Annotated in this window: 20 protein-coding genes; 3 read left to right on the top strand and 17 right to left on the bottom strand. The window is 62.5% G+C overall.

All coding sequences use genetic code 11. The annotated features are described in order from the left end of the window. Positions 1 to 2 precede the first annotated feature (2 nt). Positions 3 to 272, bottom strand: coding sequence for an antitoxin (locus AC2YI2_RS20535; protein WP_487388350.1), 270 nt, complete (start codon positions 270 to 272; stop codon positions 3 to 5). A 165-nt stretch (positions 273 to 437) separates the two neighbouring features. Between AC2YI2_RS20535 and AC2YI2_RS20540 the strand changes: the two genes are divergently transcribed. Then, positions 438 to 875, top strand: coding sequence for a globin family protein (locus AC2YI2_RS20540; RefSeq protein WP_487388351.1), 438 nt, complete (start codon positions 438 to 440; stop codon positions 873 to 875). A gap of 68 nt (positions 876 to 943) precedes the next feature. Here the strand turns inward: AC2YI2_RS20540 and AC2YI2_RS20545 are convergent, their stop codons facing one another. The 3 genes from AC2YI2_RS20545 to AC2YI2_RS20555 all read right to left on the bottom strand — a co-directional run bounded on the left by AC2YI2_RS20545 (position 944) and on the right by AC2YI2_RS20555 (position 3,739). Next, the gene (locus AC2YI2_RS20545) at positions 944 to 1,282 is read right to left on the bottom strand and encodes a DUF1491 family protein (protein ID WP_487388352.1); all 339 of its coding nucleotides are present in this window, start codon (positions 1,280 to 1,282) and stop codon (positions 944 to 946) included. A 140-nt stretch (positions 1,283 to 1,422) separates the two neighbouring features. Further along, the gene (locus tag AC2YI2_RS20550; protein WP_487388353.1) at positions 1,423 to 2,289 is read right to left on the bottom strand and encodes a peptidoglycan-binding domain-containing protein; all 867 of its coding nucleotides are present in this window, start codon (positions 2,287 to 2,289) and stop codon (positions 1,423 to 1,425) included. Further along, positions 2,258 to 3,739, bottom strand: coding sequence for a sensor histidine kinase (locus AC2YI2_RS20555; RefSeq protein ID WP_487388354.1), 1,482 nt, complete (start codon positions 3,737 to 3,739; stop codon positions 2,258 to 2,260). Before AC2YI2_RS20555 ends, AC2YI2_RS20550 begins: the two co-directional genes overlap by 32 nt. A 436-nt stretch (positions 3,740 to 4,175) precedes the next feature. Between AC2YI2_RS20555 and AC2YI2_RS20560 the strand changes: the two genes are divergently transcribed. After that, positions 4,176 to 4,568 carry a DUF5330 domain-containing protein gene (locus AC2YI2_RS20560; RefSeq protein ID WP_487388355.1) on the top strand — a complete coding sequence of 131 codons (393 nt, stop codon included), beginning with the start codon at positions 4,176 to 4,178 and terminating at the stop codon, positions 4,566 to 4,568. Positions 4,569 to 4,702: 134 nt separating this feature from the next. Beyond that, positions 4,703 to 5,125, top strand: a complete 423-nt coding sequence (locus AC2YI2_RS20565) for a SufE family protein (protein WP_487388356.1) — start codon at positions 4,703 to 4,705, stop codon at positions 5,123 to 5,125. A gap of 21 nt (positions 5,126 to 5,146) precedes the next feature. Here the strand turns inward: AC2YI2_RS20565 and AC2YI2_RS20570 are convergent, their stop codons facing one another. The 13 genes from AC2YI2_RS20570 to AC2YI2_RS20630 all read right to left on the bottom strand — a co-directional run bounded on the left by AC2YI2_RS20570 (position 5,147) and on the right by AC2YI2_RS20630 (position 16,042). Next, on the bottom strand, positions 5,147 to 5,932 hold the full coding sequence (locus AC2YI2_RS20570; protein WP_487388357.1) for a DUF6456 domain-containing protein: 786 nt from the start codon (positions 5,930 to 5,932) through the stop codon (positions 5,147 to 5,149). 10 nt (positions 5,933 to 5,942) lie between these two features. Further along, complete coding sequence (locus AC2YI2_RS20575; RefSeq protein ID WP_487388358.1) at positions 5,943 to 6,470, bottom strand: helix-turn-helix domain-containing protein; 528 nt, start codon at positions 6,468 to 6,470, stop codon at positions 5,943 to 5,945. A gap of 190 nt (positions 6,471 to 6,660) precedes the next feature. After that, a complete protein-coding gene (locus tag AC2YI2_RS20580; RefSeq protein WP_487388359.1) occupies positions 6,661 to 7,089 on the bottom strand; it encodes a Ros/MucR family transcriptional regulator in 429 nt (142 codons plus the stop codon). A gap of 544 nt (positions 7,090 to 7,633) precedes the next feature. Beyond that, entirely contained in the window at positions 7,634 to 7,996 is a 363-nt protein-coding gene (gene mnhG / locus AC2YI2_RS20585; RefSeq protein WP_487388360.1) for a monovalent cation/H(+) antiporter subunit G, read from the bottom strand. After that, a complete protein-coding gene (locus AC2YI2_RS20590) occupies positions 7,993 to 8,277 on the bottom strand; it encodes a cation:proton antiporter (RefSeq protein ID WP_487388361.1) in 285 nt (94 codons plus the stop codon). Before AC2YI2_RS20590 ends, mnhG begins: the two co-directional genes overlap by 4 nt. Further along, a complete protein-coding gene (locus AC2YI2_RS20595) occupies positions 8,274 to 8,600 on the bottom strand; it encodes a Na+/H+ antiporter subunit E (protein ID WP_487388362.1) in 327 nt (108 codons plus the stop codon). Before AC2YI2_RS20595 ends, AC2YI2_RS20590 begins: the two co-directional genes overlap by 4 nt. Beyond that, complete coding sequence (locus AC2YI2_RS20600) at positions 8,597 to 10,156, bottom strand: Na+/H+ antiporter subunit D (protein WP_487388431.1); 1,560 nt, start codon at positions 10,154 to 10,156, stop codon at positions 8,597 to 8,599. The genes AC2YI2_RS20595 and AC2YI2_RS20600 overlap by 4 nt, the downstream gene beginning before the upstream one ends. Before the next feature lie 304 nt (positions 10,157 to 10,460). Next, positions 10,461 to 10,838 (bottom strand): Na+/H+ antiporter subunit C, encoded by a 378-nt coding sequence (locus tag AC2YI2_RS20605; protein WP_487388363.1) that lies wholly within the window; start codon positions 10,836 to 10,838, stop codon positions 10,461 to 10,463. Further along, the gene (locus AC2YI2_RS20610; protein WP_487388364.1) at positions 10,835 to 11,239 is read right to left on the bottom strand and encodes an MnhB domain-containing protein; all 405 of its coding nucleotides are present in this window, start codon (positions 11,237 to 11,239) and stop codon (positions 10,835 to 10,837) included. Before AC2YI2_RS20610 ends, AC2YI2_RS20605 begins: the two co-directional genes overlap by 4 nt. Beyond that, positions 11,236 to 13,710, bottom strand: coding sequence for a hydrogen gas-evolving membrane-bound hydrogenase subunit E (gene mbhE / locus AC2YI2_RS20615; RefSeq protein ID WP_487388365.1), 2,475 nt, complete (start codon positions 13,708 to 13,710; stop codon positions 11,236 to 11,238). The genes AC2YI2_RS20610 and mbhE overlap by 4 nt, the downstream gene beginning before the upstream one ends. A gap of 153 nt (positions 13,711 to 13,863) precedes the next feature. Beyond that, positions 13,864 to 14,526, bottom strand: coding sequence for a PAQR family membrane homeostasis protein TrhA (gene trhA / locus AC2YI2_RS20620; RefSeq protein ID WP_487388366.1), 663 nt, complete (start codon positions 14,524 to 14,526; stop codon positions 13,864 to 13,866). Positions 14,527 to 14,680: 154 nt separating this feature from the next. Next, positions 14,681 to 15,091, bottom strand: a complete 411-nt coding sequence (locus AC2YI2_RS20625) for a universal stress protein (protein WP_487388367.1) — start codon at positions 15,089 to 15,091, stop codon at positions 14,681 to 14,683. A gap of 66 nt (positions 15,092 to 15,157) precedes the next feature. Then, positions 15,158 to 16,042 (bottom strand): hypothetical protein, encoded by an 885-nt coding sequence (locus AC2YI2_RS20630; protein ID WP_487388368.1) that lies wholly within the window; start codon positions 16,040 to 16,042, stop codon positions 15,158 to 15,160. Positions 16,043 to 16,082: the final 40 nt, after the last annotated feature.

Below are 16,082 nucleotides of genomic sequence, written 5' to 3' on the forward strand. Positions count from 1 at the left end.
GATCATTTCCCCCACCCCTCAAAGGGGTCTTTGGGGAGCGGGTCCGGCAAGCGGTTAGACTTATCGAGGAAATCGTCGGGTATGTCAGCATCCTTGAGTGCGGCGAAGAAACTGTCCCAATTCGGGGGCCTTTTCGGTTTCTCGGACAGGATGATGTCCCCGCTCTCGGGATCCTTCCGTATCAGCACCTCATCCCCCTCGAAGCGAAATTCCGCCGGCAGACGCACGGCCTGGCTGCGGCCGTTCATGAAGATCTTGGCGGTGCGGGTCATGGGCGCCTCTCTTGGTATATACCGTGATATATATCATTGCCCTGCCCGCCACTCAACATCAGCTGCGGAAACAACTGAAACGAAAAATGCCCGGCCGCGAACTGCGGACGAAACATGTGCCTGCGATCCTCGATCATCAACATCGAATACCGGAAGGACCAGAGGATGGACGAACAGACAATCAGGCTATTGCAGGCGAGTTTCGCCGAGGTGATGGCGATCCGCTCGCAGGCGGCAGCACTTTTCTACGAGCGGCTCTTCGCAATCGACCCCGCGCTGAAACCGCTTTTCCACGACACCGACATGCGTTCGCAGGAAATGAAGCTGATGGCAGCGCTGGCGCTGGTGGTCGGCAAGCTCAGGCAGCTCGACGAGGTGATCCCGGCGCTCGAAGGTCTCGCGGTCAAGCATGTCGCTTACGGCGTCGAGGAAAGCCACTACGCGACGGTTGGCCAGGCGCTGATCGAGACGCTTTCGTTGGCCTTCGGCGACCGTTTTACACCCGAACTGCGCACTGCCTGGCTCACGGCCTATGGCGCGATCAGCGGCGTGATGATCGCGGCAGCCGCAAAATCGCAGGCTGCGGGCATTGCTGCCGAATAGGTGAAAGCCGGAAACTGCCGGGTAAAACCGAGCCCTGGCACATTCGGTCAGGTCTTGCTCGGTTTCTGTCAGGACGTCGCGACGTCGATGAGGTCGGAGAGGTCGTTGAGACCGAGCTCGACGACCCAGAGATCGGGGTCGAAACGGGCCTCGCGGGCGATGATCGCGTCGCAATCGCATGCCTCGCAACGCTCGGCGCGGATTTCGAAGCGCCTGTCGTCATCGCCCTTGCCGAAGAAGCTCTGCGGCGCCGGGCCATAGAGCGTTTCCAGGCCATCGCGGAAGCGCTGGCGGATGAAGACCGCACCGGCCGCCGCTGCGCCGTGGCGCTCGACGGCGGCGAAACCGCCTGAGGAGAAGACCCGGCGGATGAGAGCGGAGACGAAGAGTTCGGTGACGACGCGCATGGCATGTCCTAAGCGCGGTCAGGCGGAGTGTCAAAGGTGCACCCCGCCGACCTCAAGCGCCAGGTGCTCGCGATGCCAGGCACCATGTCGAGAAGGACCGGAAGTGAGCCGGTCCCGTATGGCGGTGGATGGCAGCACGTTCAGATCGCGCCGATCGACTTCAGCTTCTTGAGCACGCGGTCGGAGGGTTCGCCGGTGACCGGCAGGCGGTAGCTCTTCTCGAACGAGCGGATCGCGGCGCGGGTCGCATCACCGGGAATGCCGTCGACCTTGACATTGGCATAGGCCATGCCGGCGAGCGCCTTCTGGATCTTCATCACCAGCGCGGGCGACGCCGGCTTCTCAGCCGGGATCACCGCGGCCGGCTGTTCGGAGGCTTCGATGAGTGCCGCGACTTCGTCTTCCTTCGCCGGCGAGGTGCTCGCCGTCTGGATATCGGCATCATTCTCGGTGGGCTCGGCAGCGGCGGTTGCGACGGCGTTCAGGCGATCGAGAATGGCCGGGCTTGGATTGCCGGTTTCCTCCATGCCTTCGGTCTGCTCGAAAAACAGGATCGCGGCCTCGGTCTTCGGCCCCGTCAGGCCATCGGCCGGGCCGTCATAGAGGCCGCGCGACGCGAGACCCGCCTGGATCTGACGAACGAGCTCCGAAGGCTGGGGCTTTTCGACCGGCTTGTCTTCCGACTGCCGCTCGATGCGGAAAACGGTGACGCCCGGCTCGATATTTTCGGCGACGTCCTCGCCCGGCTGGACGCGCTTCTGGTCGATCGCCGCACGGGTGGCAAGGAAGGGTGCCGGGTGGCGGCGCGGCTGGTACCACAGCGCATTGGCCGCCACGAAGGAAAAGATCACGCTGAAGGCGACGAGCCCGCCAAGTGCTCTGGGATGACGGCCGATCAGCACGCCGGATGCCATTAGAATGCGCACGGCGCGCGACCGTTGCGGCTGCGGCTTGCGGCTGCGGGTAGTGCCTGTATCAGGCGATTTTCGCTTGGGCTGCATAGCCATCGCTCATCTCCCCTGTTCGCGTTTCCTGAAGTCGTGGTGGGAATTCGATGAGCCCGCCCGTCGCCGCGCCCTTGCCGTCGAGCGGCAGCGCTACGGTGATGACGGTGCCCTTGCCCTCGGTGCTGGTGATGCTGAATTCGCCGCCATGAAGCGCAACGAGCCCCTTGACCAGCGCGAGGCCGAGGCCGGTGCCTTCGTAGCGGCGGGTATAGTCGTTCTGGACCTGCATGAACGGCTTGCCGATCAACGAGAGCTTGTCGGCAGGAATGCCGATGCCGGTGTCGCTAACGCGGAGTTCCAGCTGTGCACCGCGGACCACGGCATCGATCGTGACGACGCCGCCCTCCTGGGTGAATTTAATCGCATTGTTGGCGAGATTGATGAGGATCTGCTTGACCGCACGGCGATCGGCGACGACCTCCTCGAGACCGCGTGACAGACGCGTCGAGAAGACCACGCCCTTGCGGCTGGCCTCGAGCGCCAGCATTTCGTCGACCGAGCGCAGCACCGAACCGACCTCGAAAGGCTCCATGACCAGCTCATAGCGGCCGGCCTCGATCTTCGACATGTCGAGCATGGCATTGACGACGGCAAGCAGATGGTGGCCGGACTGGTTGACCAGTTCGACATATTCCTTCTGCCGCTCGTTTTCGAACTTGCCGAAATATTCGCCGAGCAGGATGTCGGAGAAGCCGAGAATGGCGTTGAGCGGCGTGCGCAGCTCGTGGCTGACGGCGGCGAGGAAACGGGTCTTGGCTTCGTTGGCGGAGCGGGCGTCGCCGCGGGCGGTGGCAAGCTGTTCGCGGAGCGCGATCTCGGAGGAGATGTCGACCGCCTGGACGACGAAGCCGAGCAGCGCGCCGGTCGCATCACGCTCAGCGGAGAAATTCGCCCGCACGGGCTTGAAAGAGGCTTCCGCGTCGAGCAGGAACTCCGCCGTCGCGATGGCCGCGCCCTGGCGGAGGCTGTCGAGCGCCTGCAGATATTCGATGCGGGTCGAGATATGGACGGCATCGACCAGCGCCGTCACGCTATTGCCCAGGAGACCGCGATCGCGGCCGTGAACCGAGAGGACGTGACCCGTGGCATCGTGGCGGACCACGAGACCGGGGAGGTGATCGAGAAGCGGCGAAGCAACCGGCGCGACGGTCGCTGCGGCCATGGGACGGGGGCGCTGAGGCACAGCTTCGCGCAGGGCGACGAGACCGAGCAAGCTGGCCGAAAATCCGGCAAAGGCCGCGGGCAGGATGGCCGACCAGCCGGCGCCGAAGGTGGCGGCCACGCTGGCTGCAAGCAGGGCCGCGGCAGCACCGACGACGCTGTCACGCGGCTCGAGCCAGCCAGCACGACACTTGCCGGCAAGACTGTCCACCCTCAAGGGGAAGAAGCGTCCGCCGCCGATCTTACGCAGTGCATTCAACACGCCAGCCTTCATGAACTTGACTGCCAAAAAATCGCATCCGCGACTTAAGGAAAGGATAAAAGCCCATGTCCGGAACGCCCCTGGAGGGCCTGAAATTCCAAAAAAGGGACAGATGCGGCCAACTTCCAGATTCGTGGTTAACAGGGTGTAATTGCTGATAAATTCGGTGTTTCAAGGGGCGTGTTAACACTTGTGGCAACCGATCCGGGGCCAATGCGGTGAAACGCTCGTATCACGCCGCCCATATGCTTAACGGCCAGCGCGAAAATATGAATCAAATGCGCTTCAAATGCATTTCAAATGCCGACAACTAAAATCTTCGACAAATTTGCCGAAATGTCTCCCGATTCCCGGAAGAGGTTATTTTCGCGGCGGCGCTAGGTTGGCTGCATCAGGACGGCACAAGACCGTTCGCTAACGCAACGACCAGCGCAAGACCGGTCAGGCGAGGCAGGGCAAGGCAATGTGGTTTTTAATCCGAGGCGCATTCTGGTTTTCACTGGTGCTGGTGATGCTGCCGATATTCGACCAGGAAGCGACCGACCGTCTGGCCAATGAGCCGGGTGTCGAACTCACCGACGCCCTGGGCGCCGCCAGCGGCATCATCTCCTATGCCACCGATCTTTGCGCGCAGAAGCCGGATGTCTGTGTGAAGAGCGCCGAGACCTTCTCGACGCTCGGCAGCCGGGCCCGCGAAGGCGCCCGCGTCGCTTATACCTATCTCGACACCCAATTCGCCGATGAGACGGCAACCAAGGCCGCCGATGCCGTCAAGACGGGCACGGTTGCTGCCAAGACCGCCGGCCAGCCCGACATCGACATCATTCCGATCCCCACTCCGCGCCCCAAGGCGTGAGACCACCGTTCTAGCCTGCCGTATACCCTGCCTGTAACTCCGTCAGCTCTCTTTGACGCGCCGTGAAGCCCCGCTTCACGGCGTTCTTTTTTGCCCGTCTTTCATTCGCGCGCGCGAGTGGCTATATCGTCCCCATGGCCAAGATTGACGACATACTCGACGACTTCGAATATCTGGAAGAGTGGGAAGACCGCTACCGCTACGTGATCGAACTCGGCAAAGGTCTGCCCGATCTCCCCGATAGCGACAAGACGGCCGACAACAAGGTGCGCGGCTGCGCGAGCCAGGTCTGGCTCGTCACCGAGACGGGCGACGGCAAGGATCCGATCCTCACCTTCCGCGGCGACAGCGACGCCCATATCGTGCGCGGACTGGTCGCGATCGTTCTCGCCATCTATTCCGGCAAGCCGGCATCGGAAGTCGCCCGGCTCGATGCGCTCGAGACGTTCCGCAAGATCGGCATGATCGAGCATCTCTCGGCACAGCGCGCCAACGGCCTGCGGTCGATGGTGGTGCGGATCCAGTCGGAAGCGACGGCGCGGATGGCGGCGGCTTGAGCCAAGGTCGCCCTTTCGCAATCAATCTGAGAATTCCGGCCGATAACCGTCGGCGCCCCAGGCGTGGCTGCGTCTGGACGGCGGTGGCGCCGGTGGGTTGTAGTGGCGGTGGAGCTGCAGCAGCGCCGTCTTCAGCATGAGCTTGGCGGAGCGCGTCGGCCATTGGCGCTCGCGTTCGACCGTCTCAAGTCCCTTTTCGAAACAGCAGACATCGAGGGCCACGCCGGAGAGTTCCGGCCCCATGGCGTCGACGGCCGAGGCGACGCGGAGGCGTGCGGCGACGACGCTGTCCTTGAGGTCGGCGGCCGCGCCGGGGCCAGGTCGCATGCGGTCGCCGACCCTGGCTTCGTAGCTCTGGGTAATACGTGGCTGGAGCGCACCATAATGGAAATCGCGCGCCAACCTCTCGCCGGCTTCGACGGCATCAGGCGGCAGCCAGGTGCCGCCCGTGCGATCCTTGAGCCGGGAGAGTGCGGCGAGAGGCGTTGCGGTGAGGTTGATGGACACCGTCTCACGCTTGGCACCGTGACCCATCTCGGCGGCCACCACATTTCGATGCTGGTCGAGGAAGGCCTCGTCACGCTCGGCGAGGAAGCGGCGCAGCCAGAAACGTGCTTCGCGGGTCGCGACCAGCCTGTCGCCCCTCCGAACCGCGAGGCCGCGCTTGACGCAGGCAATGACCACATCTGACCCGACTATGGTCTCGGTGTCGTCAGGCCGTGCAAGGCACGTCGTGGCCCCCTCCTCCACGATCCCGCAGCCCTCGCTTCCGAGAAAGCGCAGAAGGCGCGCCCATGACTTATCCATCCTACCTGCATTAGACATGGGCACGCTTCCCGGCAAAGACAGTGTTGACGACGCGTTCGACGGCGCCGACGAGATCGTCGAAGGCGCGGTCGTCGCGACGATCCTCGACCTTCGCACAGGCATAGCCGACCGTCGTGCGATCACGGCCGAAGCCGCGAGCAATGTCGGTCATGGTAAGCTGCAGTGCCACGTGGCAAACATACATGGCGATCTGCTGGACATGGCTGATGGCAAAGCGGCGATCGCGCTCGAAACCGGTCTTCGGGCTTGTGAGCGTCAGCATCTCGCCCGAAACCAAGCGCACAGCGTTGCAGGCCGAGCGCAAACCCAGCGAACGTCGATGGCCGGGAAGCGTGACCTTGCGGATCAAGGTCGGCTCGCCGAGGCGCGGTGTAAACTGGAGATCATCGGTGTTCGAGAAGTCGCGCGGCGCCTGGCATCGCCGCCGCAGCCGCTCGCGGATCGCGTCGGGTACGTCGATGGAAAGGCCCTCGAAAGGATCGGGCTCGAAAAGGCTGGAGGCAAAGGGATGGGTCAACGGGATTCTCCTCGCACATAAAGGAATATATTCCTATATTACACAAGGACTGAACCAAGAAAAGCCCCCATCTTCAATTCAGAATTGAAACTAACACAATTCGCGCCGATAGAGGATATTTTTCCTATCCCGTGAAGCAAAAAAAAGCGGCCACATGGGCCGCTTTTGGATCGTCCTTGATATCAGGAGATCAGGCGCGCTTCTTGCGGCCCTGGCCGAGGCCCATCTGCTTGGCGAGACGCGAGCGCGCCTCGGCATAGGCGGGAGCGACCATCGGATAATCGGCCGGAAGTTCCCACTTCTCGCGATACTCCTCGGGAGTCATGCCGTAATGGGTCATGAGGTGGCGCTTCAGCGATTTGAACTTCATGCCGTCTTCGAGGCAAATGAGGTAGTCGTTATGCACCGACTTCTTGATCGGCACGGGCGGCTTCGGCTTCTCGACCACCGGCACCACAACTTCCTGGCCCGTCGTGCCGGACAGTGCAGTATGCACATCGGCAATAAGGGACGGAAGGTCCGCCGCGGGAACCACATGGTTGCCGACATAGGCGGCGACAATTTCAGCCGTCAGTTCAACCAGCAACTCTTTGTTGCCCACGGTCACCATTTCATTCATTTTTGTTCTCCTGAGTGATCACTGCCCTGCTGCAGGCGAAACACCTACAGCGACCAATCGCAGAGCCGGCGACGAAAGCATTTCTGCCGAGAAACTACCCCTAGGATCCCAACGATGCCGTCGACGCTTGAAAAATGTCGAAACGACCTAAACTATATCCGAACACCCCAACAGTCATTCGGGCAGGTTGGATTTTGCCCTTGGACCGTGGGAGAACCGTCGAATATACGGTTCAATTCTGAATCAACATTCAAGCTCTACTTGGTCCGGAGTAGCACTTTTTTGACGATTGTAAACCGTTATTTTCGACTTTTTGAAACAGAAGCAGACGACGCTCTGCATCCGATCAGTGAACACAGTCGATATATCCGGTATGAGCGATAGATTTCACGGCATGAACAAGTTGTAGATGAAGTTCGATATCTTGCGATCGGAGAATTATACAATCGCAGAAACCTCATAAACGACAAAACCTTAGCGGTTTTGGCGCCATAAGGAAAAGTATTGTTGAGCAAATGCTCAGGATGAACGCCGGAACCTCATTTCACCGTTGAATATGCGGACCGTCATCGGCGCCGGGAGCGTGGGTTTGGACGTCCCCTTCCGGCGGCGGCAGTATTTGGCCTTGGCGGACAGCCGCCTTGGCCAGCAAGTGGGCGGAGACCGGCGCTGTCAGGAAGAAGAAGGCGACGGCAGCCAAGCATTTGAACCAGGTGTCGGCCTCGCCGGACTGGATGGCAACAGCAACGAGAAGCAGGCCCGACCCGGCCGTGCCGGCCTTTGAGGCCGCATGCATGCGCGTGAAGAGATCCGGCAAGCGAAACAACCCCAGCGCCGCGAGGAAGGTCAGACCAGCGCCGACGAGGATCAAGCCTGCGATGAGGAAGGCGAGGACCGTTTCGATCATGGCTGGTCGCCCTCCCCGCGGCCGCGGATGAAGATGTAGCGCGCAAAGGCCGCCGTTGCGAGAAAGCCGACGAGCGCCAGAGCAAGGGCGATGTCGACATAGAGCTCGAAGCCGGTCTTCACCGCAATGACAGCGATGAAGCCGATCGCGATCGCGACGAGTTGATCCAACGCGAGCACGCGATCGGCGAGCGTCGGACCGATGATGACGCGGATCGCCGTCATCACCAGCGCCAGCATCAGGATCGCGAGCGCGATATGGATGGCCGTAGTGACGATCATGCGAAAGCCTCCCGGATCAGCCGCTCGAAACCATTGCGGATTTCGGCACGCGCGACATCGACATCGGGGCAATCGATGGCGTGGACGATAAGGGCCGAGCGATCCTCCGTGACATCGACGGTGAGCGTGCCCGGCGTCAGCGTGATCAGGTTGGCGAGCAGCGTGATCTGCCGGTCGCTGGTGAGCGCGAGCGGGAAGCGGAAGGCGGCCGGCTTGAACCGCATGCGGGGTGAGAGCACGAGCCGCGCAACGCGGAAGACCGAGACCGTGAATTCCCGGAGGAAGACGGCGAGCAATTTCAGGATCCGGTAGGGGCGAATCATAAGCGCGGCTCCGGGAAGACGGAACGGAGATAGTATTCCGGCTCGAGGACGGCGAAGGCGGCCGCCTTCGAGAGCGCGGCAACCGGTTCGGGCCACAAACCCACAGCCGTCGTTGCCAGCGTGAGGAGGACGAGAACGGTCATGGATGCCGGAGCAAGTGCCGCCGACCGCTTTATTGCGCTTTCCGGTGCCGGACGCCAGAAGGCGAGAAGAAAGATCCGCCCCGCGGCGAAGGTGATGAGGAAGCCGGAGAGCAGAATGGCACCAGCGAGCCACCAACGTTCGGCGTCGAGCGCTGCGGAAACCAGCATGGCCTTGGGCCAGAAGCCGGAGAAAGGCGGCAGGCCGGCGACGGAAAAGAACAAGGAAAGTGCCAGAGCCGAAAGCAGCGGCGATGACGACCAGAGCCCGCCAATGGTGCCGAGCGCGAAGCCCCCTGCCCGCTGGGCTACCAACCCCACCAGGAAATAGAGCGCCGATATCACCACCATGGAATGGAAGGCGTAGAAGATGGCGGCCGCCATGGCCTGGCCGTTTCCGATGGCGATGCCTGCCAGCATGATGCCGATACCTGATATTACCCAATAGCCGAGCGCGCGGCGGAGATCGGTCTGCGCGACAGCCCCGATGGCGCCGGAGAGCATGGTGAGGATGGCGACGCCGCCGATCAGCGGCGACAATGTAAGCGTCACGCCGGGCATCAGCATCACCAGCACCCGCAGCATGGCATAGATGCCGACTTTGGTGAGCAGGCCGGCGAAGAGCGCGGAGACGGTGATGCGTGGCGTGTGATAGGAGGCGGGAAGCCAGAAATTGACCGGGAAGGCTGCGGCCTTCATGGCGAAGGCGGCGAAGAACATCGTACCCAATGTCATCAGCGGCAATTGATCGCTCTGTCTGGCGACCTTCACGGTGATGTCGGCCATGTTGAGGGTGCCGAAGATGGCATAGAGATAGCCGACCGCAATCAGGAACAGCGTCGTGCCGACGAGGTTGAGCAGGCCGTATTTCATCGCGCCGTCGATCTGCTCACGCTCGCCGCCGAGCACGATGAGGCCGAAGCTCGAGATCAGCAGCACCTCGAACCAGACATAGAGATTGAAGACGTCGCCTGTGAGGAAGGCGCCGGAGACGCCGGCCATCAGGAATAGAGTAAAGGGGTAGAAGCCGTAGCGGCGCCGGAGCGTGTCGATATCGGGTAGCGCATAGATGGCGGCGGCAAGGGCCACGAGGGCTGCGACCATCGCCAGAGACGCCCCGAGAATGTCGACGGTGAAGGCGATGCCAAAGGGTGGAAGCCAGCGGCCCATGACCATGGTCATCGGGCCATGGGTGGCGACCTGGTGGAGCAGAAGTGCGTCGATCAGCACCAGCAGCGCGAGGGCGGCGATGGCGATCGGGGCATGGAGGCGGACATTTCTGCGGAGCACCGCGGTGGCTGCGCCGGCGATGAGGCAGAGCACGACGGGGAGGATGACGAGCCAGGAGGCCGGGGTCGGATCGGGGACGAAGATTGTGGTGGGGTCGGCAGGCGCGGTGGCGGCGAGAACGGTCAGCATGAGAGCACACCCCCCTCTGCCCTGCCGGGCATCGCCCCCCTTGAGGGCAGGACTACTGGGGATGTATTTTCACCAGTGCGCGGCACCTCGCTCCCGCTTCTCCCCTTGGGGAGAAGATGCCCGAAGGGCAGATGAGGGGTTTTCAGCCACAAGCAGCGGGTTTCATGGGAACCCCTCATCCGGCCCTGCGGGCCACCTTCTCCCCAAGGGGAGAAGCGGGAGCGAGCTGCACCGCGGTTCCATGTACGATAGCCCCAGTTCGAGAAGGAGATGCGCCATAGGAATGAGAGAGGTGCGGTCATCAATACTCCACCCCTGGCGGTCCTGCTTCCTCCGGCTCCGCAAACCGCATCCCCGTCGTATCGTCCGTCTCCAATGCCTGCCAGGCGCGGTAGCCGAGCACCATCAGGAAGGCGAAGAAGGAGAAGGAGATGACGATGGCGGTCAGGATCAACGCCTGCGGCAGCGGGTTGGCGGCGGTGGCGGGCAGTGTTTCGCCCGAGGTGATGACCGGCGGGATCTCACGGGTCACGCGGCCGGCGACGAAGAGCAGAAGATTCACCGCATTGCCGAGCAGCGCCACGCCGATCAGGATGCGGACGATGTGGCGCGACAGCATGAGATAGATCGCGGCCCCAAAGAACAGGCCGTCGAGGAGGATGAGCGGCGTCTCGATCATCCGTCGTCCCTTTCTTCGAGCGCGAGGAGGATCGAGGAAAAAGCGCCTGTCACCACGAGATAGACGCCGATGTCGAAGCTCATCACGGTGGAGACGTCGATGCCGATGTCGAACCCGAGGCCGGTCATGTAAGGCACGCCATAGAGGGCCGAGACGAGCCCCGAGGCCGCGGAAAGAATGAGGCCGCTTGCGGCGATCGAGAGCGGATGGATACGCAGCAAGCGTCTCGTCGGCTCGACCCCGAAGGCGATTGCATAAAGCGCGATGCCGGAGGCGGCGAGCAGCCCGCCGATGAAACCGCCACCCGGCGAATTGTGGCCGCGAAGGGTGACGAAGACGGAGAACGCGAACATCAGAAGCGTGATGAAGGGTGCGAGCGTACGGAGGATGACGGAATTCATGCCCGCTCCCTTTCGTCCGCGTCGGGATCGTTGAAGGCACGTCCGACAGGTGCCGCGCGCAGGCGGATCAGCGCCAGAATGGCGAGGCCGGTGATGGTGACGACGGCGATCTCGCCCAGCGTGTCCACGCCGCGGAAGTCGACGATGATGACGTTCACGACATTCGCGCCATGGGCGACAGTCTTGGCGTGCTCGGAAAAGAACCGCGTAAGCTCGGCATTGAACGGCAGCTCAATCGCGCGGAACAGGAACAGTGTGAAACCCAGGCCGCAGGCGATGGCGATCGTGCCGTCGAGCAGTTTCTGCCCGAGGCCGCGATGGTCGGTCACGTCGAGGCGAAGGCGGGTCATGATCAGCGCGAGGATGACGACGGCGAGGGTCTCGACCATGAACTGGGTGAAGGAGAGATCGGGTGCGCCGAAGAGCAGATAGAGCACGGCGACGGCGAAGCCCTGGATGCCAAGGGCGACGACCGCGGTCAGCCGGCTCTTGGCGGAGAGCACCGCGACGAGGCCGATCAGCGCGATGAGGATGAAGGCGGACTCGTGGATCTGCATGGCGGGCCAGGTGGGCCAGGCGGGCAACTCGTTCCAGGTCACCAGCGGATAGAGGAGGCTCGCGGCAATAACGATGAAGACGACGGTCAGGTAGATTTCCAGCCGGCCGGGCTGGACGAGGCGAGAAACATGCCAAGCGCCGCGCACGGTCGCCGCGACGAACTGATCGAAACCGCGGTCGGGTCCCCAGCCGATGATATCGAGCAGGCGGGCTGCGGCAGCGCGGATGGTATCCAGGAAGAAGAGGATCAGCACGCCGAAGCCGATCGTGACCAGCGACAGCAGGAACGGCAGCGAAATGTGGGGGATGGCAGACATCGTGACGGCGACGGGATGGCCCGCGATCGCGGAGGCCATGGGCGAGGAGATTGTCGCGTGCAGCAGGCTGGGCAGCAGCGCGGCCACCACGCCGGCGATTGAGAGGATGACCGGTCCGGCCATCAGCAACACGGGCCCGTCGTGCGGCGCGGGATGCTCCCGCTTCTCCCCGGCGGGGAGAAGGTGGCCCGAAGGGTCGGATGAGGGGGGCTTGCTCTCGGGGCCTGCGGCCACCCCCTCATCGCCTCGCATACGCTCGGCACTTCTCCCCGCTGGGGAGAAGAGGGAGGAAGCAGCCCGTGCGCCCAGGAAAACCTTGAGCGCGATGGCGAAGCCCACGGCGAACATCATCGCATTGCCTGATAGTGCGGCAAGGAAAGACAGTTGCGGAAGGGTGAGCGCCGCGTAGATCTCCTCCTTCGCCATGAAGCCGGCGAAGAACGGGATGCCGCCCATCGAGCAGGCGGCGAGAAGCGCCGCGGCAAAGGTGATCGGCATGGCGCGGCCAAGACCGCCGAGGCGGGTGATGTCGCGCGTGCCGGTCTCGTGGTCGATGACGCCAGCGATCATGAACAAGGCACCCTTGAAGAGAGCGTGGGCGACGAGATAGAGCACCGCCGCCTCGATTGCCTTCTCGCCGCCGATACCAACAAGCATAACAAGCAGGCCGAGCGAGCCGACGGTCGTATAGGCCAGCATCAGCTTGAGATCTGTCTGGCGTATCGCGAGGAACGCGCCGATGACCAGCGTCAGGCCACCGAACAGCGGCAGAACGGTCTGCCAGAGTGCGAAATCGCCGAACAGCGGATAGAGCCGCATCAGCAGATAGACACCCGCTTTCACCATGGTGGCGGAATGCAGGTAGGCCGAAACCGGCGTCGGCGCCTCCATGGCGTTGGGCAGCCAGAAATGGAACGGGAATTGCGCAGACTTGGTGAAGGCGCCGAGAATGATCAACACCAGTGCCGCAGAGGCGAGCGGATGATCGACGACTGATGCGGAGGCGGCGATGGCGCCGCTCAGCGTGCTGATGCCGGTGATCTGGCCGATCAGCAGCAGGCCGGCGAGCAGGCAGAGACCGCCACCGCCCGTGACGATCAGCGCCTGATAGGCGCCGCGGCGGGCACGCTCGCGCTCATTATCGAAGCCAATCAGCAGGAAGGAGGTGATCGAGGTCAGCTCCCAATAGATGAAGAGCATCAGCAGGCTGTCGGAGACAACCACACCCAGCATCGCCGCGGAGAACATCAGGACGAAGGCGATGAACCGCCCCTGCCCCGGATGGCCCTTCAGGTAGCCGCCGGAATAGAGCACGATCAGCGTGCCTATGCCGGAGATCAGCAGCGCGAAGGTGAGCGACAGCCCGTCGAGCCGCCAGGCGAAGTCGACGCCGAGTGTCGGGCTCCAGGCAAAGCCGCCTGACATCGCGGTGCCGGCAGAAACCATATCGAGATGGCCGAGGAAAACCAGAAACGGCACAAAAAGGAAAAGCGCCAGAAGCCAGGCCGCGTTATGGCCGAACACGCGGACGAGCAGGGGCGAAAGTGCTGCACCCAGCAGCGGCGCGAACAGGCTGGCTGTCGTGGCTAATTCCAAATTCCCCTACCCTCGGTCGGTTCGAATACTGGGATAAAGGGCAAATCCCGCCATGGCCATCCGGTATTTGCGTTTTGCGCAGGAATTGGGGCCAGGAAGGCCAAGTTCACCTCCGCTTCTGCCCAAGGGGAGAAGCGGAGATCTCAGCAAGCCTCACGCCGAGAAGCCGACGACACAGGTCAGTACTGCGGCATAGTGGACGCCGGCGGCGGTGACGACGAAGCCATGCCAGATGGCATTCTGGAAGCGCAGGCGTTCCCACAGATGGAAGACGACGCCGGTCGTGTAGATGACGCCGCCGATGATGATCAGCATGAGCGTGGCGAGTGAAAGGACATCGTAGAGGCGCGAATAAAGCGCAACGCCGCTCCAGCCCATCGCCAGATAGAGCAGGATGGTGAGCTTGTCGAAGCGTCCGGGCCAGACGCATTTCAGCACGATGCCGAACAACGCCACGCACCAGAGACCGATCAGATTGCCGAGCACCACCGGATCGGGCAGCGCAGCGACGAGAAAGGGCGTGTAGGTCGCGGATATCAGGATAAAGATCGCCGAATGGTCCAACCGCCGCAGCACCCACTTCACCGGCGAGCGCGGCCAGATGTTATAGGCGAACGAGACCCCAAGGGAGGTCACAAGACCAATGCCGTAAATCCACGAGGCTGCAAGCGCGCCGGGCGTTCCCCAGACGGTGGCGTAGAAGATCAACGCCGTCACCGCAATCAACGCGGCCACGACGCCGATGCCATGCACAACACCGTCGGCGATGATCTCGCTGACATCGTACCGCCGGACCAGATCGTGAATCGGCGTCATCCTGAGCCTCTCATCTGCTTCGTCACCAGTATCGGATCATTCCGATATGACGACAATAGGACATAAGAAGCAAAAGCGGAGTTACCTTAGTGGCAGGACCAATGTCGAGCATGGAATCCCGCCGCCGTGACTGGAATACCCCCGATCCCCCGCCTCACCGATCCACGAGCACCGAGCACTTGGCGTGACGCACCACGCGGTCGGCGGTCGCGCCGATCAGGTAGTTGCTGAAATCGGGCTGGTGCGAGGCAATGATGACGAGGTCGGCGGCTTCCTTTTCGGCGACGTCCATGATCTCGCGGGCCGGAGAGCCAACGCGGACGATCTGCTTGGCATTCGCCGAGAATTTCGCGTCCAGCGCGGCAAGCTTCGCTTCCGCATCCTTGACCGACACATTGATGAAATCGACGGGCAGGTCGATGGTCAGGTAGGTGGGGACCGCCTCGACGATGCTGACGAGGACGATGCTGCCGCCCTGGTCGAGCAGCGCCTGGGCCTTGGCGAGGATCTTCTCGCCCTTGTCCATCTGGCCCATATCCACCGGTACGACGATCTTCTTGTACATCACGTTCTCCTGAATTCATCCTGATAGCGATATCGTCCGGAAATCTGTGGTGCGCCTTGTCCTGAATCAAGTCGCGTGGAGTTCGACGCCGAGGGCACGGATGCGCTCCAGGTCATTGCGGAACTTCGCGTCATAGGCTGCCAGCAGCGCGGGATCGGTGATTTCCAGCCTCGGATTGGGCTCGTCGAACGTGAAATTGCGCACGAAGCGGCTCATGCGCTTGAGCTCACTCTTCGTCAGGTGCTCCTCGAGCAGGCTGATCACGTTCAAACCCTTGATCGTCAGCGACGGCAGGATCTCGCGCTTGAGTTCCTCCTCGGCGAGCACGAAATCGGTTCCGGGCGCCAGCATGTCGAAGACGCGGCGCGGGTCCTCCGCGAACCAGTCATAGGTCCAGACGGTCAGCCGGTCCTTGCCGACCGCAGCCGCAAGATCGGATACGAGCTCGGCCCAGCCGCGGCGATCGGGTGAGAATTTCTCGACATATTTCTCGAAGGCCGGTGGCTTGCCCTTCGAGGCGAGCTGCAGCCAGGACGAGACCAGATAGTCCGGATAGCGGCGGATGCAGAGGAAATAATGCGTGTCGTGACCGGCGAGCACGCTTTCCAAGATCTTCGTGCGCATCCCGGCCCAGCGATAGAGGCGGCCGAAGAAGTAGTTGGCGGAGATCGTGCCCGTGAGATTTTCGTCGGAGAGCAGGAAGGTGTGGATGCCCTCGCTTTCGCCCATCAGCTTGCCGAGCTTGCGGCGCAAGGTCGGCCGGGTGAGGGATCGCCAAACAGGATCGAACCAGGCGAGCCGGTCGAAGAGATTGGTGAAGCGCTTCCTCACGGCCCAGATGCCCGCGATGCCGAATCCCTTCTCGGCCAGCGCCTGCCGGTTATTGGCAAGCTGACTCTGGATGAAGGTGGTGGCCGTCTTGTGGACGCCCAGATGGACGAGAACTTTCATGCGGGCGGGATTTCGGGCTGGTTCGGCGGATGCGACTCTA

This window comes from Rhizobium sp. SRI_017, from assembly GCF_057586295.1.